Below are 19,883 nucleotides of genomic sequence, written 5' to 3' on the forward strand. Positions count from 1 at the left end.
CGATGGTGAGGGAATGACGACGTGATCTCGACTGCGGATACACAAGCGGCATCGATCGAGGTGCCGGAAGTCGGTCGCCTCGTCAACGTGCGAGGCGCCCGCTGGTCGGTGACCGATGTCTCGGCGCAGTCGCTTCCTCGCAGCAGTGCGGACGATGGCAGAGCCGAACTGCAGCATGCTGTGACATTGCAGTCGATCGAGGACGATCACTACGGCCGCGAGCTCACTGTCATCTGGGAGCTCGAGCCCGGTCGCAGCCTGGTTCGTGAGCAGGGTCTTCCCGAGCACATCGACCCCGCGAAGTTCGACAACCCGACAACGTTCGCCGCTTACGTCGATGCCCTCCGCTGGGGCGCTCTGACGAGTGCCGACCCGAAGACCCTCCAAGCTCCGTTCCGGAGCAGCGCGACGGTGGAGGACTACCAACTCGAGCCCCTTCGCCGCGCGCTCGAGTCGCCCCGTGCGAATATGCTCCTCGCCGACGACGTCGGCCTCGGCAAGACGATCGAGGCGGGCCTCGTCATCCAGGAACTGCTCCTCCGCCACCGCGCCCGCTCGGTGATCATCGTCTGCCCCGCTGGCCTGCAGCTCAAGTGGCAGGAGGAGATGCGCGACAAGTTCGGTCTGACCTTCGAGATCGTCAACTCCGAGACGATGAAGACCTTCCGGCGCACATTCGGCGTTCACGCGAATCCCTTCCGCGTCTACCCGCGCGTGATCGTCTCGATGTCGTGGCTTCCCGGCCCGCGAGCCGAGCGCATGCTCGAGGACGTGTATGCGAGCGTCAAAGACGCCGACACGGCTTCGCGTCGCGCGTTCGACATCCTCGTCGTCGATGAGGCGCATCACGTCGCCCCCGCTACTCCGAGTCGCGGTGCGAACGACCAGAAGGCCCGCTACGCCATCGACAGCCAGCGCACCGTCGCCGTTCGCCGTCTCGCGGAGGCCTGCGAGCACCGACTGTTCCTGAGCGCGACACCCCACAACGGCTACACCGAGTCGTTCACGGCGTTGCTCGAGATGATCGACCAGCAGCGGTTCGCGCGGGGGGCTGATCTCGATGAGCAGGCGCTCCGCGAGGTGGCCGTGCGGCGGCTGAAGCGCGACCTCCCGAACAAGGGCTTCCTCCCACGCAAGGTGCAGACGCTCGCTTTCGAGCCGGCCGCGGGCGAGGCCGAGGCCTACGAGCGCCTCATCGCCTTCACGAAGCGCCGCAATGCCGCGGTGAAGCAGGAGCGCGGGAAGCGGGCGACCGACCTCGCGACACTCATCCTCAAGAAGCGTTTCTTCTCTTCGCCAGTGGCGTTCGCATCTACTGCCGAGGCGTACCTCGCGGCACGCGGCGACGACGCCCTCGACCTGCCCGAGTACGACGACGTGCTCGGCGAGGAGGCGTCCGACGAGGAGGAGGGCCGCGCTGAGCAGCCCGAACTCGAAGCGCTCCGCAGCGCGAAGCGGGCGCAGGTGGCGTTGACCCCTGAGGATGTCACCGACCTCGAGCACTTAATCGCCTGGGGATCGGAGCATGAGGGCCGGGCTGACGCGAAGCTGCAGGCGCTCATCCGCCTGATCGAGGGCGTCGTGAAGATACCTGGCCTCGGCTGGGCCGATGAGCGGATCGTCGTGTTCACCGAATACGTGAGCACTCTCGACTGGCTGAAGGACGTGCTCACAGCCCATGGGTATGGAGGCGATCGACTCGCCGTCATCGACGGCAGCGTCGACGCGGACACGCGGGAGGACATCCGCGCGCGCTTCACTGCACCTCCGGCGGACGAACCCGTCCGCATTCTGCTCGCGACGGATGCCGCGGGCGAGGGGATCGACCTGCAGACTTTCTGCTATCGACTGATCAACTTCGACATCCCGTTCAACCCGAACCGCCTCGAGCAGCGCATCGGTCGCATCGACCGGTATGGGCAGACTCAGACCCCGATCGTGTGGCACCCTCAGGCCGCAGGCGGGGAGAGCGCGTACGCGAAGGACGTCGATCTGCTGTTGCGAGTGGCCCAGAAGATCTCCCAGGTTCGTCGCGACATCGGGTCGGCGAACGAGATCATTGCACCGGACCTCCAGCGCGAGCTCGGGTTTGGTGAGGGCCCGGCCCGCAGGCAGAAGACGGATGCCGGCGAGCACGTCATCAACAAGGTGCTCCAGGAGGAGCACGAGCTGGGTCGGGAGCTCACGCGACTTGCGGAGCGCCTCGACAACTCACGCGACCGGATACACCTCCACGAACAGAACCTGCTCCGTGTGATGGAGGAAGGCCTGCGCTTGTCGGGTCAGCCGCCGTTGCGCGAGGTGGACGATCCGCGTGGTGACGGCGTGCTGTATGAGGTGCCCCGCGGACTTTCGAAGTCCTGGGTCCCAGCCCTCGATGGTCTGGACACGCGCCTCAATCGCGGCGCCTACCGCGCGCTGACCTTCGAGGAGCAGCGGGCGCGCATCGGCACCGATACCGTCTTCGCTCATCTCGGCCATCCGTTGATCCAGCGCGCGGCACGGGAACTCCGAGGCCAGGTGTGGACTAGAACCGACAAGGTACGCGGTGTCAGCGCGGTCGTCATCGATGGGCTCGACCAATCGTTCGCCGCCGGTGTGGCGCGACTTGTCCTGGTCGGCGAAGGCGGAGTGCGCTTGCATGAAGAGGTCTTCCTCGCCGGGACTCGGATCTCCCGCAAGCAGGAATTGGGCATCGAGAAGGCAGAGAGTCTGCTCGCGTCTGCGCTCGACGGGTCCAGGCTCTCGGCTCCCAGCGAGTCGGCGATCGAGCTCATCGCCGAGAACTGGAACAACGACGTCGGCCACGCCGAGGGCCTCGGAGCCCGAGTGAATGACTCGATCGAAAAACGCGCCGAACGCCGCAAACGTGAAGTCGCCGACGATCTCGAGGCCCGCCGCGTGGCGGACCTCGCCGCGATCGACGCGATCTTCGACCGCTTCCGGTCCACTCTCACCGGCACCCTCGCGTCGGCCGAAGAGGCTCGCCTGGCAGGTCAACAGATGTTGTTCCAGTTCGACGAGGAGAAGGCGCAGCGGGAGAAGGATCTCGAGCGCGTACGCAAGCGCCTCGCCACCCTCGACGACGAGCACCGCGCGGAGCGCGAATCCGTCGAGCGCCGCTATCGCAACGTGACCGCCCACACGTTCGTCGCCGCGCTCGTATTCGCCCTGACCCCCGACGATGTGCAGAAGCTGGAGGCCGCTGGTGGCCGTTAGGACCCGAAACGAAGACACGTGGGAGTGGCTGACGCTCGTCGACACCGACGGGCCGTTCCTCTCCAAGGCAGCGCTTCGCTCGTTCTACCCCCAAGGCCTTCCGAAGCCCGAGGCCTCAGTCGACGATGTCAACGCGATCTTCGTCGACGAGCACAGGCGCTGGCTGAAGGCATCCGCTTCGACTTCGGTCGACGTCGCCCGCGAAGCGCGCGACCGCTGGGTCGCCGTCGTTCTGCGCGATCTCCTGCAGTGGGCGGAGGACCTGAACCTCGAACCCGCAGCATCTCTCCGGGCTCATTCGCCGAACAGTGCAGTCACTGTGGCTCCATGGGCGACACTCGAGACGAATGGTGCGCTGCGTGCGCTCGTCACCGTCGTCGATCGCACGGAGAACCTACGTTCGACCGGCGGCGACGGGTGGTCGGCAAACGCGATCGACCGCATGGCGAATCTCCTCCGCGAGACCGGCGTCACAGTCGGCATCGTCACTGACGGCCGCTGGTGGGCGCTGGTGACCGCAGCGAAAGACATAACGACAGCGAGCGGTGTCTTCGACGCGCAGCTCTGGCGTGAAGAGCGACCGAGCCGTGACGCGTTCTTCGCGCTCGCGAGCTTCACCTCGATCGCGGGTGGCCTCCCCGAGAAGCGGCTCGATCTCTTGTTCGCCGAAAGTGTCGCCAGCGCTGAGCAGATCACCGAGGCGCTCGGCGACCAGGTGCGACGCGCGGTGGAGCTCGTGCTGCAGTCATTCTCCGATGTGCACCTTCGTGCTCTCGCCGAGCACGGCAGGTCACCATTGCCGGATGACCCCAAGCGCGTCTATGAGGGCGCGGTGACCGTGCTCATGCGCGTGGTGTTCCTGCTCTTCGCCGAAGAGCGTGGCCTTCTACCCGAGCATGAGCTCTACCGAAATGCCTACGCGATTTCCGGTGTGCGCGAGAAACTCCTGACCGAAGTACACGCGGCTTCTGCGGAAGCGCTCGACCATACCTGGGAGACCTGGCATCGTCTGCTCGCCGCGAGCAGTGCAGTCTTCAACGGCGCTTCGTTCGAGGACATGCGGATGCCGGCCTACGGCGGGTCGCTCTTCGACCCGACTCGGTTCCCCTGGCTCGAAGCCACCGACCAGCAGGGCCGCCTCCTCGTCCGCGTTTCCGACAGGGCGATGCTTGAGGTTCTGAACGCGGTTCAGATCGCAGTAGTCGCCGGCGACGCACGGCATCTCTCGTTCCGTGAGCTCGACGTCGAGCAGATCGGGTACGTGTACGAAGGCCTGCTCGGCTACTCGGCAGAATATGCGTCCGAGCTCACCGTCGGACTCGACGGGAAGGCGGGCTTCGAGCCCGAGATCCCGCTCACCGAGCTCGAAGCGATCGCTGCAGCGGCCACAACACCGGCGGACTTCGCGAAGCGTCTCGTCGAGCATCTGAAGAAGACTCAGGAGCACGCGAAGCCGAGAACCGCGAACCAGATCGCGAAGGCGTATGCGTCGACGGATGCCGAGAAAGAGGCTGACGCCCGGACCAAGCTCCGCCACACGCTGCTCGATGATGACGAAACGGCTGAGCAGCTGGTGCCGTTCGCGGGCCTGATCCGCTCCGACCTGCGCGACTTGCCCTACGTCGTCCCTGCCGGCGGCGTCGTGATGACGGAATCTCCGCAGCGCGCGAGTACTGGCACGCACTACACCCCGCGATCACTTGCGGAAGAGATCGTACTGCACGCACTCCAGCCACTCGTGTACTCCCCCGGTCCGCTCGACACCGAGGATGAAACCCAGTGGAAGCTGAAACCGTCGACAGAGATCCTCGATCTCAAGGTCGCCGACATCGCCGTGGGCTCGGGCGCGTTTCTCGTCGCTGCGGCGCGTTACCTCGCGGCCAGACTCGTCGAGGCGAGAGCACTCGAAGGTCTCGATGTCGCGAAGGAGCCCGAACTCGAACGCTGGGCGATCCGCGAGGTCGTCGCGCGCTGCCTCTACGGCGCCGATATCAACGGCATGGCCGTCGAGATGTGCAAGCTCTCCCTCTGGCTCATCTCGATGGACCCGGGGAAGCCGTTCTCGTTCGTCGACGACCGCGTGTTCCACGGGAACTCTCTGCTCGGGGTAACCACCGAGGATCAGCTTCGGTATCAACACATCGACCCGGCGAAGAGCAAGCTCAGGCCCCAGAAGCTGATGCATTTCGATGTTGATGCCGACTTGCACACGGCGGCACGGTTGCGACGCGAACTCGCGTCGGGACAGGTCGACGACGCTGATCGGATGCGCTCGACGAGAGCAAAGCAAACGCTGCTCGAAGAGTCGAAGCGCGTGACGGCTAAGCTGCGCGACGTCGCGGATGGCATCATCGCGGCGGGCCTGCTCGAGGGCGGTAAAGCGGGCGCAAAGCTGGAGGCGCGCTACGACGAGCTCGCAGATGCGCTTAGTGAGGCCTACCCCAAGAAGGGCGGCCATTCCGATCGTCGCCATATCGAGACGCTCTTGCAGACGGGGCTCACCCCAAGCGTCAATACGGGTGAACCGCGGTGGAATCCCTTGCATTGGATCATTGAAGTTCCCGACGTGATGCACGAACACGGCGGCTTCGACGCAATCATCGGGAATCCCCCTTTCCGTGGGGGGCAGAAGATTTCCGACGACGTCGGCTCAAACGTTCGAGACTGGGTTCTGAATACGATCGCAGACGGCGCAAGAGGCAGCGCCGATCTCGTGGCCTATTTTTTCCTGAGAGCATCGGAACTACTCCGCAACGACAAGGGCCGCCTTGGTCTAATCGGGACCAATACTCTAGGGCAGGGGGACACGCGCGACGTTGGACTTCAACAGCTTTTGAGAAGGGGGATGACAATTGACAGATCGTTGCAGAGCGCACCATGGCCACGAAAAGCGACGGTACACTATGCCGCCGCCTGGTTGACCTGGGGCACCTCCAGAGGCCCTGTTTCGGATGGGATCAGGGTGAAGCGAATCAACGCGCTTCTAGAAGCCGAAGGCGCTGTGGACGGTCACCCGCTCGCCCTGACTGAGAACGCAAACACGGTGTTCATTGGTTCATATGTACTTGGTGGCGGATTCGTCCTTACACGCGAAGATGCTGAAGAATTCATCGAACAGGACTCTCGAAACGCCGACGTAGTCTTTCGCTACCTCGGCGGAGAGGATCTTTCCAGCCGACCAGACGCCTCCGCTTCTCGTTGGATCATTAACTTCGGCAATCGCAGCGCGGAAGTGGCGAAAGAATATCGGGGCCCTTTCGCCCGAGTTGAATCCTTGGTCAAGCCGTCGAGAGTTCATTTGATCGGACGAAATCCAACAGGAACGGACCGCGGACGAAACTGGTGGAAGTATGGACGTCGCGCTGATGCCCTGTACCGAGCGACCGAGCGACTCGACTACGCCTTTGCCATTACGCTCACGTGCAACGCCCTAACTGCGCTTAAGATTGACACCGGTCAGGTGATCGATCAAACCGCGCCGGTCTTTGCAACTGAGAGCTTCGCTTTCCTCGCGATCATCTCAAGTGAGATCCATCGTTCTTGGGTTTTGAGGTACGGGTCGACTTTCGGCAGCGGCGCACGCTATTCACTGAAAGAAGGCTTCGGAACTTTTCCGAGACCGGTCGAGAATCAGCTCCTCGCAAACCTGGGCGCAGAATTGGACATGCAGCGACGCGAAATTATGCTACGGCGTGCACTTGGCTTAACCGCGCTATACAACTCGGTCAACGCACAGCACGTTGACTCGGACCCAGACATTGATACGATCCGCTCACTTCAGATTCAGATAGATGAAGCCGTACTCGAAGCCTACGGGTGGACCGACATCTCTCTCGATCACGGCTTCCACACCTATAGACAGATGGAGCGATGGACTATGAGCCCCGCTGCTCGCGTGGAGATCTTCGACCGGCTGCTTGCAGAGAACCACCGGCGCGCAGCGTCCGAGGCCGCGGCCGGACTCGGCTCCAAGAAGAAGGGCAAGTCGCTCGAGGAATCCGCGAAGCCCGAGGGAGCGATGTTCTAGTGAGCGAAAAAATTGATACAACATCGGCACACGTTCGCGACGAGTTGCTCGACCTGCTCGAACGCGACCTCGTCGGGCCGTGGGACGGGCCGAACGAGACGATCGTCGGTACGCCGCGCGGCCGCTATCTCGCGGGCGCGTTGGCGCCGATCTCTCTGCTCGAGGCGTCCGGCTCAGCTACGGCCCCCACCGCCTCCGCCTCCGCCTCCGCGGCGACGCTCGACGACGTTCGCCATGACGAAACGCTCGCGGTCACCGATCTTTCGGCGGCGCACGATGTGCAAGGTGTACCAGCCGATGAGGAAGACACGATCGGCGAGGCGTCCCCGACCGACTCCGATGAAGATCGTGGCCCGGAGTCCAAGATTATCGCTCCATCGTCAATGGGCATCAGATTCCAAGTCCGCGCCGACACGACGATATTGCGCTTCGTCGGCCGGTGGGGCAAGTACGAGTCGCGCCGCGAGGTCGATGAGAACGGCCGCACGCAGACCTACTACGACCGCACACCGTTCGAAGAAGCTGTCGAAGTAGACATCTCCGCGATCGCGAGCGGTGCGTCGGTACGCCGGACGTTCGCCGACGACGTGAACGTCTCGGTCGAGGTGTTCGATCACGAAGGTCGTCGCGTCGTCGAAGCAGCCTTGCTCAATACCAAAGAGACCGGGCGGGAACTGCCGCCGAGGCTCTGGTTGTTCCAAGCCGAGCTCGAGGTGACCGCTGCCGACGCGGGTTCCGCCGTCTTCCTTCCGACACGTGATGCACTCGTCGACGATCGCGCATCGCGTGACGACGAGGTTCGCCGCCTCGACCTCCTGTACCGAGATCGGCTCGAGTTCGCCATCGGCCGCACTGCCTCCGCCACCTGGGATCTCTCCCCTGACGATGCCCGTCGCGCGACGGCAGTGCGCACCACCTGGCTGCCGACCGCAGAAGTGCCGCAGACTCAGGCACCCGACGTGCCCGGCGCGGTGCTGAGCATGCGCGTGCTAATGGAGTCGGACCCCGATCAATTGCGCACCGGACTGCGACCGCTCATCGATGCATACGACGTCTGGCTCAAGAAGCAGGCCGCCGCGAATGAACGGCTCCCCGAGTGGCTCCGCAAGGAGGGCGCCATCGGGATCGCCGACGGCGAAGCTGCGCTCCACCGTCTCCGCGCCGGCCTCGACCTGCTCACGACCGACCAGCATGCGCAGCGGGCGTTCTGGTTCATGAATCGCACGATGCGCGACCAGCGCATCCGCTCGCAGATCGCGGCGGTGCGTATCGCCGACCCCTCGGTCACGATCACGGCGGCGACCACGAAGGTCGAGGGCTACGGAGATAGGGCCGCCTCCTGGCGTGCGTTCCAGCTGGCGTTCATCCTGATGCAGCTGCCGGCGGTTATCGATCCCACTCACAAGCGCCGCTCGTCCGACTTCCCTCGCGCCGAGCTGCTGTTCTTCCCCACGGGCGGCGGTAAGACCGAGGCGTATCTCGGTCTTGCGGCGTTCACCTTCGGCATCCGACGTCTCCAGGGAAAGGTCGAGACACCCGAAGGGTTGCTCGACGGTGGCGACGGTGTCGCCGTGCTCATGCGGTACACCCTGCGCCTGCTCACATCGCAGCAGTTCCTGCGAGCGACCACGCTGATGTGCGCCGCCGAGGTGGTGCGCCGCGAAGACCCGACCGCGTGGGGCGATGTCCCATTCCGCATCGGACTCTGGGTCGGCTCGAGCGTGAGTCCGAAGCGGTATGCCGAAGCGGCCGATCAGGTGAAGAGCGTGCGCGACAGCGAGGGTGCGGCTTTCGGTCTCACGGTGTTGCAGTTCAGTCACTGCCCGTGGTGCGGTACCCCGATCAATCCGAAGGCGGACGTCGAGGCCGACGACGTCGACAAACGCATCCGGGTCTACTGCGGTGATAAGCGCAACGGATGCCCGTTCAGCGCAGGCGGTGCGGCTGTCGAAGGCCTCCCGGTGCTCACGGTCGACGATGAGATCTATCGGCATCCGCCGACCTTCCTGCTCGCGACGGTAGACAAGTTCGCGCGTCTCGCACGCGAAGGTGAGGCGGCGAGCCTTTTCGGGTACGTGGGGAAGAAGTGCCCGCGTCACGGGTACAAGCATGCCGATACCGATGCAAGTGTCTGCGGCGCCGACCATCACAACACGAGCAAGGCGAACGGCCGCACCTACGCGCCGACGCAGGTGCAGCCGACCGGTCGACTCCGACCGCCAGACCTCATCATCCAGGACGAGCTGCACCTGATCACGGGTGCACTCGGCACCGCCGTCGGGCTGTTCGAAGGCGCCGTCGACGTACTGTCGAGCTGGGAGCTCGGCGATGCGGAAGCTCTGAAAGCAGTGAAGCCACTCGTGATCGCCTCCACGGCGACCGTGCGCAAGGCTGCCGAGCAGGTGCAGCGCCTCTACGCACGAGACGTCGAGGTCTTCCCGCCGCAGGTGCTGAGCGTCAGCGACACCTTCTTCTCGAAGGAAGTCCCGCTGGATGAAGAACCCGGGCGCAAGTACCTGGGCGTCTGTCTGCACGGCGCCCGCCTCACGCTCGCGGAGATCCGACTTAGCGAGATCCTGCTGCTCGCTGGTCAGCGTCTCTTCGACACCCACGGAGACGCCGCCGAACCGTACCTCACCGTGGTCGATTACTTCTCGGCAACGCGGGAACTGGCGGGTATGCGGCGGTATCTCGAGGATGATGTCACGACCCGCGTCAGCAACCCGGACAAGTCGAGCGGGTATTCGCGGCGGCGCACCCCGCTGCGGATCGGCGAGCTGACCTCGCGCATCTCCTCGTCGGAGATCAGCAAGACGCTCACGCACCTGGCATCACCGTTCGACGTCGAGCTCGACTCCACCACCGGTCGCGCCGCGATCGCCGCGAAGCTCAAGGCCGGCGAGAAACTGCCCGATCGCGAGCTGCCGTTCGACGTCGTGCTCGCGACATCCATGCTCCAGGTCGGCGTCGACGTGCCCCGCCTCGGACTCATGCTGATCGTCGGTCAACCGAAGAACACGGCGGAGTACATCCAGGCTTCCTCCCGCGTCGGTCGCGACGCTCGCAAGCCGGGACTGGTGGTGACGCTCGCCAACCGGTCGCGCCCGCGCGACATGGCGCACTACGAGCAGTTCGAGCACTATCACGACACGTTCTACGCGAACGTCGAGGCGCTGTCGGTGACGCCGTTCTCTGAGGCATCGCTCGAACGCGGACTCACCGGTCTCATCGTCTCGGCGGCTCGGGTGATCGACGCCGGCACCACGGCGGACGTCTCTCTCTCACCCGATGCAGTCGCCGGAGCGGGCCGCGTCACTCATCGGCGCCCGCCCCTCGATGCACTCGTCGAGAAGCTGGTCGACCGTGTCGCACAAGCGAGCGATGACGACGCGGCCGCGCTGACGAAGAGCAAGCTCGTCTTCCGACTCGACGAGTGGACCGAGCGGTCCGATCTGCACAGCGGCGGACTCACCTATGTTCGCAAGTCGCTGCCCAAGCAGCACATCGTGCCGCTGCTGGTCAGCCCCGAGGACACGATCGGCGAGGAGGGCGACAGGCTCTTCCAGGTCGCGAACTCGATGCGCGAGGTGCAGCCCGAGATCGACCTGCTCGTCTCGCCGTTCCCGGGCAAGCTGGCCGAACCCGTGTCGACCGCCACCCCGAAGTGGACGTTCACGCCCAGGAAGGACGACGAATGACCGATCTCGAGGGCGACGCGCCTGCAGCCTCTGAAGCCGCCCTTCCTGACGAAGCACCGGGTGTGCCCGGCGAAGTCGCGGACCCGTACGTCGACTCGGAGCTGAAGACGAAGAACCGAGCGCGAGTCGGATCCATCCGCCCGAATGCGATGCTCTATACGTCGGGCATCGGCGCGACCGTGGACCTCCCGCACATCGCGGTCATGCCGCAGGGTATCGATGCGTGGGACAAGGCGTACGGGCGTATGGGCGGGGACCCGACGCTCGTCCTCGTGCCTCGACTTCTCCAGGCCGTGCGTTCCCAGCCCGGGCTCGAGAAGGTCGGCGAGCTTCGCCAGCCGCCGTGGATGCCAGAGCTGTTCGGCGGCGGAGAGACAGCGCCTATCGGCATCCCGACCCGGGTCTTCCCGCAGTGGTTGCGCTGCACCGGGTGCGACCTGCTCGCGCCCGTCTCGGCAGGTGTGTTCGATTTCGAGAACACTCGCAAGCACAGGCCCGACCTCGCGCGCTTCCTGCATCGGAAGTGCAAGGGGCGATTCAAGGGCACCACCGGCCGGGATCGCATCGCCGTACCGGCCCGCTACCTGATCGCCTGCACGAACGGCCATCTCGACGAGTTCCCCTACGTCGACTGGGTACATGGTGCCGATGGGCACCGCACCGAGTGCGTGCCGAATCCGCAACTGCGGATGCTGGAGTGGCGCTCGAACCTCGGCCCGCAGGTGACGATCAGATGTGTGCAGTGCAACTCATCGCGCAATATCGCCGAACTGACGCGCGCCGGCGGCGAGACCTCCCTGCCCAATTGCCGCGGACGGCACCCGCACCTGCCCTCATTCGGTTCGTCCTCCGATCCTTGCAGGGGCGAGGTTCGGTTGATGCTGCTCGGCGCGGCGAATCAATGGTTCCCGGCGACGGTGAGCGTGCTCGTGCTGCCATCGCGAAAGGAGCCGAGGCCCGCCGACACCGTCGGCGAGGTCCTGGGCCTGCCCCCGGCCCAGGTGATGAAGCTGACCTCGCTCGCGGCCGTGAGCTCGTGGCGCGAATTCGCACCTGAGAGCATGACTGAAAAGTTCGCCGGCATCTCCGACGACGACCTCTGGCACGCCGTTCAGGTCGCGAGGGGCGATCTTCCTCCACTCATCCCTGCATCGCCGGTGTCGACGGTCTACGACCCCAACCACCTCCTGGTGCCGGAGTGGGAGACGCTCACACACCCTGACGAGTTCCTCGCCGAGGACCGGAGGAACGGATTCAAGGTGCATCCGGTCGAGATCGCCTCTTCCATCGCAGCTCCTCTGCACCAGGTGATCGCCGTCGACCGCATCCGGAAGGCGAACGCGTTCATCGGATTCACCCGGATCGATGCGCTCGACCGGGTCGGCGATGAGCCCGGCCGGGTCGCACCCATCTCGCTCACCGGAAAGCCGACATGGGTGCCTGCCACCGAGGACCGTGGCGAAGGCGTCTTCCTCCGCTTCGAGGAGACAGTCGTCTCCTCGTGGGAGTCGACCGTCCTCGAGAGCAAAGTCTGGAATGCACACGTTGCAGCGCATGAGCGAAACCTCGCTCGGCGCCAGAGTCGCACTGCTACCGAACTCGATTCCGACGCGCGAATGCCTCCGCCCCGGTACTGGGCCCTGCATACCCTGTCGCACTTGTTGATCCGCGAGATGGCGATGTCGAGCGGCTACGGATCGGCATCGCTGTCGGAGCGGATCTATGCGTGGCGTGAGGCGGATGGCAGAGCACCAGCGGCCGGAATCTTGATCACGACGACATCGCCCGACAGCGAGGGAACCCTCGGCGGGCTCGTCGACCTGGCACGCACAGAGCGGCTCGAGTCGGTGATGCACGAGGCTCTGCACCGCGCCCGCCGGTGCTCGTCCGATCCGATCTGCGCCCACCGCGTGCCGCGTGATCAGGAGGACTTCCTGCACGGAGCCGCCTGCCACTTCTGCGCCTTCGTCTCGGAGACATCCTGCGAGCGGGCGAACCGATTCCTCGATCGACGGTTCGTGCTCGACCTGAATGCCGGTTCGGAAGGGCTCGCCCCGCTGCTCGCCGGCATCGACTACGAGAGCTGGAGCTGACGCGTGCCCGAGGCGATCGAGAAGCTGGCGATGGCGATATCGCCATCGCTCGCGCTCAAGCTCGCTTCGAGCCTTGAAATCGACGGAAACCTCGCGAAGGCATCGGCGAAGCTAGCGACTGGTCCCTCACAAGCATTACTTGCCGAGTGCTTCACCGCGCTCGGCGGGGTCAATCTAGCAGCGGTGCTCCGTGGGTTCTCTGCAGCGGCAAGGTCGAACGGGACGGACCTTCGTGCGGTGTGGAGCGGGCCATCCTTTGCGGGCGACGGCGACCACACCACTGCCGCCATCGCGCACCTCATCGATGAGGCCACTGAGGACGTCTTCGCATCGACGTACTCCGCGTCATCGGACTCGGCATATGTGCACTCCCTGTGGCGAGCCGTGGCGCGCGGGGTGAAAACGACCGTACTTGTGGATGCGGACTTGAATGATGGGAAGACGGCCGCCTGGATGCAGGAGAAGCTGCACGGCGCGCGCTTCCTCGGCTTCAAGCCCGGCCCCCTCGGCGGTGTTCAGCATTCCAAGGTGATCGTCGTCGACTCCAGCTCCGCTTTCATCACCAGTGCGAATCTCTCTAAAGCCGCCCACGAGAAGAACCTCGAGGCAGGCGTCATTATCCGCGACCCGGATTTCGCTTCGAGTGTCCGTCGGCGCTACTCGACTCTGCTGAGCGAAGGTCACCTGTATGTCCTCGACTCGACTTCCTGACTATCAGGCGATACGCAGCTGGTCCTGGTCCACGGTTGAACCAGCGCGACATAGGCTGCTCTCATGTCGTGGGCGAGCACCGAGGGGTCACGACGTTCGATGCGCGGAAATCGACGTCGCGACACCAAGCCGGAGTTGGCCGTCCGACGCTTGATTCATGCTGCTGGTCTCCGATACCGGGTGGACTTCGCGCCGATTGGCGGTCGGTCTCGCGCCGATATCGTGTTCACTCGCGCCCGTGTCGCCATCTACATAGATGGCTGCTTTTGGCACAGCTGCCCGATTCATGCCACCAACCCGAAACGCAATAGCGACTACTGGCTTCCCAAACTTCAGCGGAATGTCGCGCGCGATCGCGAGTCGGACGCGCGCCTGAAACTCGCAGGATGGACAGTGCTGCGCTTCTGGGAACATGAATCACCTGAGGACGTGGCAGCGACGATTGCGGGCGAGGTAGGCGCTGCCCTTGGGACCGCAATACATCGGACGCATGTCTCGGCGATCGCTGAGGAGCCCTCTACCAGTCGGCTCCCCCAAACCGCTCCCCCGACTTCACCTGCTGCGCCACTCGCCGCAACGCCAACAACAACGGCTCCACCAACACCGACCCCAACACCACGTACCGCACGGCCGCTTCCGCAGACTCCTCCGGCACCCCCGCGATCTCCGCATCCGCGATCCGCCGCGCACTCGCGAGGTACTCCACCATCACCGCATCCGGCACCGTGAACCCGACGCGCTCCAGCCCCTGCAGCGCCCGCGCGACCGCATGCAGCACCGCGGGGTCACACATCCCTGGCTTCCACCCGAGCCGGGCGGCGAGCGCCTCAGCGCCGGCGAGGTCGAACGCGTCATCGGCCGGCGGGGTGATCGCGGCATGCGCGGTGCCCAGCAGCTCGTGCGGGTTCGCGGGCGGATCATCCAGCGCCGCGACCACCCGTCGCGTCTCGGCGATGCTCACGCCCGCGTCGAGCAGCGCCCGGATGACGCGCAGCCGCTCGACGTGCTTCTCGCCATAGACGGCCTGCGTCGCGGAGGTGCGCTCCCCCTCGGGCAGCAGCCCCTCGCGCAGGTAGTACTTGATCGTCGGCACGGTCACGCCGGTCTGCGCTGACAGTTCGGAAATCCTCATGGCCACCTCTTGACTTCGATAGTAGCGCTATCCATTATGGATAGCATCGCTATCCAATCGAGGAGTCACCATGTCGAAAGTCGTCACGGGCCGCATGACCCACCGCCACGAGGGCGAGCTCGTCGTGTTCCACATCGGGATGCAGATCAACCGGTGGTGGCGCCCCGACCTGTGGCTGCCGGCGTTCGTCGCCATGCCGCGCATGCTCCGCGAGCTCAGTACCGAGCCCGACTCCGGCCTGCTCGGCTACCAGCTCCTCCTCGGATCGGGCGGGCCCTACGTCGTGCAGTTCTGGTCGTCCGTCGACAAGCTCTACGCCTATGCCTCGAACCCGGAATAGCAGCACCGTCCGGCCTGGACCGCCTTCAACCGCGCTGCTCGCAAGGCTCCGGGAGCGGTCGGCGTGTGGCACGAGACGTTTCTCGTCGACACCGCCGAGAGCGTGTACGTCTCGACGAAGCGCATGGGCCTCGCAGCCGCGACGGAGCACGTCCCCGTACCGCGACGCCATGACCGCGCGCAGGCGCGGTTCACGGATGGGCGGACAGCAACCCCAACAGCAGCGCCCGCGCAAAACCCAATGGAGTGAGGCAGGTCGCGCTCAACTTCCGGACGGGCGTCGAGGTGCGGATGGCATGCGCCCTCGGCCACGGCTCCGGCGACGCGCAATCATTCGCGCCGCCCCGCGCACGAGCACGAACGCGAGCACGAGGATCACGACCGCGACCGCTGCGGTGATGGCGAACCCGGTCCAGCTAAAGAGCGACGCATCCATGCCTGGAGCCTAGCGCTCCGCCCGCTCCTCGGCGGGGTCCTCGAATATATTGCAATAGTCCTCATACGAGAGTTATCTGTTTTCAGATCGCTACGACCTTGAGGGGGACAACATGCATGTTATCGGAAGGCGCGTGTCACTGACGGCACTCGCGCTGGCCGCGGGGATTTCGCTGCTTGTCGCATCGCCGGGAGCCGCCGTTGCCGCCACTTCGGCTGCACAGTCGGCGGAGGGCGACAGCTCATCAACATTGATCAGCACTCCCGGGACCTCACCGATCCCACCCGACGACACGAAAGGATCCGGGCACACGAACGCCGTCACTCCCCGCTGCGTCGTCTGTGGGGCTCCCGTCAAGAAGGCCGTGAAGGTCAGCGGCCCCGTGCTGGTCCAGAAGAAGTTCGTCGAGTACCTCACGGGCGCATGGGCGCGTTCGACCGGATACTCGTGGCGGGAGGACACCACCGTCACATCGTCGATATCGTCCGGATTGGGTGTCAGCGCCGGCGTGGCGTCCAGCAACCTCGGGGTCTCCTCGAGCGTCACGAAGACCTACGGTGTCACGGTCAACATCAGCGCCAACAGCAGCAAGTACTCCAAGCTCGGGCTCGCATCCAACTTCAATCGGTACGCGGTCAAGTCCACCTGGTTCCAGAACGGCAAGGTCGTCCCTGGGTCGACCTGGACCTACGGCGATCTTTACTCCCCCACCAAGGATCAGTTCCTCGTCGTGTACTACCGCTGACGTGAAGCTCCTTCTGCGATGGAGTGTCGGGGTGCTCTGCCTCAGCGTCCTCGCGACCCTGGCATCCTGCTCTCCGGGGGAAACGCCACGTTCGACCGCCTCGTTCGCACGGACATCCGCGACGATCGTCCAGCCGACCAACGCGGCCTATCCGATCAACCTGATCTTCGTGGCCGAGCCCGACGACTCGATCTGGACCGACCTCGCCGGCATCGTGCTTTCGGACGAGTTGTCGATTCCGCCGGGCGACTTCACCGTCATGCGTGGAGACGGCACCAACGGGGTCATACTCGGGAACGTCACCTTCACTGTCGACGTTGCCGCCGCCGGGCTGTCGTTCCGCACGGTCGGCCTCGTCTTCGCAGGCTCGTCGACGATCACTCAGGTTCCCGTTGGCAGCTGGTCGCTGAGGGGTGCGCCGGCCGACGATTTCGCTTCCGAAGACGCCGGTGCGGACGTGGTCGGAATGCCGCGATGCACAACAGCCGACTTCCCCGTTCCTGATGCGGTGGCGTCGGTCCAGCGCTTCGACCCGGGCTCACCAGACGTCCGCGCAGACGAGGTCTCGTTGGACGCCCGGTCGCACAGCGTCACAGCAGAACTCGGGTGCGAAGGAGACTTCGACTTCCGCATCATGAGCCCGTCCATCGACTATACGGACGACAGTGGCAAAGCACGCACCACTCGGCTCGCGCCCGTGTCGATCGGCTTTCAGGATGTCACCGATGCGGATCTGCAGCGCATCGCGAGTCGTTGATGCATTCGTCTTTCGCTCACACCAGCCACACGAGAAGGGAGCCACGATGTTCGTCGCCCAAAAGCCCAGCCCCAGACACTGTCCAGGTCACTGCCACCCAGCCGTATGTGGTTCCGGGCTTGGTGTGGTGGGTCGACACGTACCGAGGAGGTCCCTGCAGATGAGGGATGTGCCGCGAACCTGGTGGGGAGTGATCACAGAGCGCGGGCGCGAACGGGCGCTGACAATCGCGATGGCCTGCTGGTCGCAGCAGCCACGGTGCTCTCAGTGCTCTATCCCCCTACAGTGCCATGGTTGTTCGTGATCACCGCGCTGATCGGTGCCGCGTGGTACCTGCACATGATGAGGCGTTGGCTAACTCGAAAGGCGACGCATGGCCGGAACCCCGGTGGTGCGTGACGTGCGATCGGAGCAGCCGCTCGTCGTCGAGCATTCGACGTGGTTCGCAACGATCACGCGCCCCCGCCGCCATCTCGTAGCGACCCTGTGCGTATGGGGCTGGTTCGTCGCGGTGCTCGCAGGCGCGGACTCTGTGCCGCAGCTCGCTCCGGCGCTCGAAGCGACCGCGGCGACGGGCGCCGCCGTATGGCACTTCGCGATGATGAGGCGATATCGCGACGCGAGCCGGAATTCCTCGCCACCCGGACCCACGTCGTGATCCCCAGCCGGGCTGCCGTCGCGGAGGTGGCGCCGGCCCTCATCCATTCCACCCCACGCGTCACCGGCGACCAGCGCACCGACAACATCGTCAAGACCGATCTGCTTCCAGGTGGCCGAAGGCGACTTCTGAGGCCCGCCCGTTGCCGTTCAGTGTTTCGACGCGATCCATTTTCCGGATCCGTGTCCTCTGCGCTGGTGGTCATCCGTCGTCTGAGTAATTAGATGTAGAAAGACCTTGAGGAGAACACACATGCGCTACGTACTTTTCATCTGCACCGACCCGACCGCTGAGCCCTATGTCGAGGCCGAGGACAACGCCGGGGAGTGGGTGGCGTCGCTGCAGGACAGCGGCTCCTACGTCTTGGGCGACCGTCTGCGGCCTGTCGAAGACGCCACGACCGTGCGCGTGCGAGCCGGCGAGCGGATCGTGGCCGACGGACCGTACACCGAGAGCCGCGAATGGATCGCCGGGTTCGACGTGATCGACGCCGACGACCTCGACGCCGCGATCGAGATCGCCGCCGCACACCCGATGGCCCGGTTCGGCCTGGTGGAAGTGCGTCCCGTCTGGCCGCTCGGGTCGACGATGTGACCACACCGGAGGAGCCGCCGGGCGCGCTTCCGGATGCCATGGCCGCCGTGCGGCACGTGGCATCGATCGAGTACGGCCGCGTGGTCGCGAGCGTGATCGGCACCGTCCACGACTGGACTCTCGCCGAAGACGCCGTGCAGGACGCTCTGGCTCGAGCGGTCGAGCGGTGGCCAGGCGACGGGGTTCCGGCGAACCCCGCCGCCTGGGTCACGACCGTCGCGCGCCGACGCGCGATCGACCTCGTCCGGCACGCGGACGCCGAGCGCCGGGCGGTGGCTCGACTGGAGCACGAGCCGCACGGTGGCGTCGACAACACCCCGGAAACCGACGACCACGAGGACGCGTTCCCGCACGGGGACGAGCGGCTGAAGCTGATCTTCACCGCCTGCCACCCCGCGTTGACCTTGGAAGCCCGCGCGGCGCTGACACTCCGCACTGTCCTGAACGTGTCGATCGAACAGCTCGCCGGGATCTTCGCAGTCGCACCCGCGACGATGGAGAAGAGACTCGTGCGGGCGCGGGCCAAGATCGCGCACGCGAACATCCCGTACCGCGTTCCGGATGCCGCGCAGCTCGACAGTCGAAGCGCGAGCGTCTGCGAGGTCCTGTCCGCCCTGTTCACCATCGGCTACTCCGATCCGACGCTCCAGACTGATCCGAGCGCCGAGGCCATCCGCCTTGCTCGGCTCTGCCGGCAGCTGCTCCCCGCGGACTCCCCGGCTCGACTCGAGTTCACGGGGCTTCTCGCCCTCCTTCTTCTTCAGCACTCCCGCCGCGCAGCACGCACGACGCCCGACGGCCTGTCCGTGCCGTTCGACGAACAGGATCGCGAACTGTGGGATGTCTCCGAGATCGAGGAGGGGCTGCGGCTTCTCGATGACGCCGTCGAGGAGGCAGCACGGGCGGGCATCCACGGCGGACGGCACCTCATCCGCGCCACCGTCGCGGCCGAGTACGTCCGCCCCGACCCGGGGATGGAGATCGACCACGCCCGCATCGCCGACATGTACGGGGTGCTGGAGCAGGTGGATGCATCACCGTTCGTCCGCCTGAACCGTGCGGTCGCCGTCGCGAACGCGGGACGACCGGCCGAAGCCCTCGCGCTGACGGAGGCGCTCGAGAGCTCGCTGGGAGGACACCACCTCTACTCAGCGGTTCGGGGAGACCTCCTGCAACGCCTCAAGCGCGTCGAAGAAGCGAGCTCCGCGTTTCGCGCTGCCGCGCGTGCCGCTCCGACGGAACGCGAGCGACGGTCTTACTCCCAGCACGCGGACGACATCGCCTCGGCGTCGACGTGACCCGCGCCCCTTCCTGGTACGAGGGCAACGAGTTCTATACCCAGCTTCGGTCCCACGTCGGCATCGCCCCGTTCAAGTCGCCATGGAACCTCGACGCGTGGCGGCCTGACGTAAGGTACAGCGACGTCTTGGCCGCAGGATGCAACCCGTAGGAGCGATTGTGAAGCAACGAACGA

General features: G+C 65.3%; 12 protein-coding genes and 2 pseudogenes. 13 read left to right on the top strand and 1 reads right to left on the bottom strand.

The genetic code is table 11. The features are described 5' to 3' along the window. Window positions 1-21: 21 nt before the first annotated feature. The 6 genes and pseudogenes from drmD to vsr form a co-directional block, all read left to right on the top strand. Window positions 22-3,219 carry a DISARM system SNF2-like helicase DrmD gene (gene drmD, locus AB0N68_RS04995; protein WP_313366504.1) on the top strand — a complete coding sequence of 1,066 codons (3,198 nt, stop codon included), beginning with the start codon at window positions 22-24 and terminating at the stop codon, window positions 3,217-3,219. Continuing rightward, window positions 3,209-7,246, top strand: a complete 4,038-nt coding sequence (locus AB0N68_RS05000; protein WP_363332244.1) for an Eco57I restriction-modification methylase domain-containing protein — start codon at window positions 3,209-3,211, stop codon at window positions 7,244-7,246. Before drmD ends, AB0N68_RS05000 begins: the two co-directional genes overlap by 11 nt. Continuing rightward, window positions 7,246-10,944, top strand: coding sequence for a DISARM system helicase DrmA (gene drmA / locus AB0N68_RS05005; protein WP_363332246.1), 3,699 nt, complete (start codon window positions 7,246-7,248; stop codon window positions 10,942-10,944). Before AB0N68_RS05000 ends, drmA begins: the two co-directional genes overlap by 1 nt. Continuing rightward, window positions 10,941-13,037, top strand: a complete 2,097-nt coding sequence (drmB, locus tag AB0N68_RS05010; protein WP_292795938.1) for an MrfA Zn-binding domain-containing protein — start codon at window positions 10,941-10,943, stop codon at window positions 13,035-13,037. Before drmA ends, drmB begins: the two co-directional genes overlap by 4 nt. Before the next feature lie 3 nt (window positions 13,038-13,040). Then, window positions 13,041-13,748, top strand: coding sequence for a DISARM system phospholipase D-like protein DrmC (drmC, locus tag AB0N68_RS05015; protein ID WP_292795941.1), 708 nt, complete (start codon window positions 13,041-13,043; stop codon window positions 13,746-13,748). Window positions 13,749-13,847: 99 nt separating this feature from the next. Further along, a pseudogene (gene vsr, locus AB0N68_RS05020) lies at window positions 13,848-14,105 on the top strand (DNA mismatch endonuclease Vsr); the annotation flags it as partial. Window positions 14,106-14,265: 160 nt separating this feature from the next. Here vsr and AB0N68_RS05025 read toward each other — a convergent pair. Then, entirely contained in the window at window positions 14,266-14,880 is a 615-nt protein-coding gene (locus tag AB0N68_RS05025; RefSeq protein ID WP_292795943.1) for a MerR family transcriptional regulator, read from the bottom strand. A 94-nt stretch (window positions 14,881-14,974) separates the two neighbouring features. Here AB0N68_RS05025 and AB0N68_RS05030 point away from each other — a divergent pair. From AB0N68_RS05030 to AB0N68_RS05060, 7 genes and pseudogenes are all read left to right on the top strand, one after another. Next, window positions 14,975-15,469: pseudogene (locus AB0N68_RS05030) on the top strand (DUF4188 domain-containing protein). 550 nt (window positions 15,470-16,019) lie between these two features. After that, a complete protein-coding gene (locus AB0N68_RS05035) occupies window positions 16,020-16,400 on the top strand; it encodes a hypothetical protein (RefSeq protein WP_187662975.1) in 381 nt (126 codons plus the stop codon). Between the two features lie 31 nt (window positions 16,401-16,431). Further along, complete coding sequence (locus tag AB0N68_RS05040; RefSeq protein ID WP_292795950.1) at window positions 16,432-17,157, top strand: hypothetical protein; 726 nt, start codon at window positions 16,432-16,434, stop codon at window positions 17,155-17,157. 373 nt (window positions 17,158-17,530) lie between these two features. Then, on the top strand, window positions 17,531-17,815 hold the full coding sequence (locus AB0N68_RS05045) for a hypothetical protein (RefSeq protein ID WP_313366503.1): 285 nt from the start codon (window positions 17,531-17,533) through the stop codon (window positions 17,813-17,815). 252 nt (window positions 17,816-18,067) lie between these two features. Further along, complete coding sequence (locus tag AB0N68_RS05050; RefSeq protein WP_363332250.1) at window positions 18,068-18,409, top strand: YciI family protein; 342 nt, start codon at window positions 18,068-18,070, stop codon at window positions 18,407-18,409. After that, window positions 18,406-19,707, top strand: coding sequence for an RNA polymerase sigma factor (locus AB0N68_RS05055; RefSeq protein ID WP_292795953.1), 1,302 nt, complete (start codon window positions 18,406-18,408; stop codon window positions 19,705-19,707). Before AB0N68_RS05050 ends, AB0N68_RS05055 begins: the two co-directional genes overlap by 4 nt. Beyond that, a complete protein-coding gene (locus tag AB0N68_RS05060; protein ID WP_363332252.1) occupies window positions 19,704-19,859 on the top strand; it encodes a DUF2599 domain-containing protein in 156 nt (51 codons plus the stop codon). The genes AB0N68_RS05055 and AB0N68_RS05060 overlap by 4 nt, the downstream gene beginning before the upstream one ends. Window positions 19,860-19,883 lie beyond the last annotated feature (24 nt).

The organism is Microbacterium meiriae, from assembly GCF_040685015.1.
Classification (GTDB): domain Bacteria; phylum Actinomycetota; class Actinomycetes; order Actinomycetales; family Microbacteriaceae; genus Microbacterium; species Microbacterium meiriae.

What these genes read in the sequence shown, in the direction of transcription:
- drmB (WP_292795938.1), top strand. Translation starts at nt 10,941, where the DNA reads ATGACCGATCTCGAGGGCGACGCGCCTGCAGCCTCTGAAGCCGCCCTT.
- AB0N68_RS05025 (WP_292795943.1), bottom strand. Translation starts at nt 14,880, where the DNA reads ATGAGGATTTCCGAACTGTCAGCGCAGACCGGCGTGACCGTGCCGACG.
- AB0N68_RS05045 (WP_313366503.1), top strand. Translation starts at nt 17,531, where the DNA reads ATGGCCGGAACCCCGGTGGTGCGTGACGTGCGATCGGAGCAGCCGCTC.
- AB0N68_RS05050 (WP_363332250.1), top strand. Translation starts at nt 18,068, where the DNA reads ATGCGCTACGTACTTTTCATCTGCACCGACCCGACCGCTGAGCCCTAT.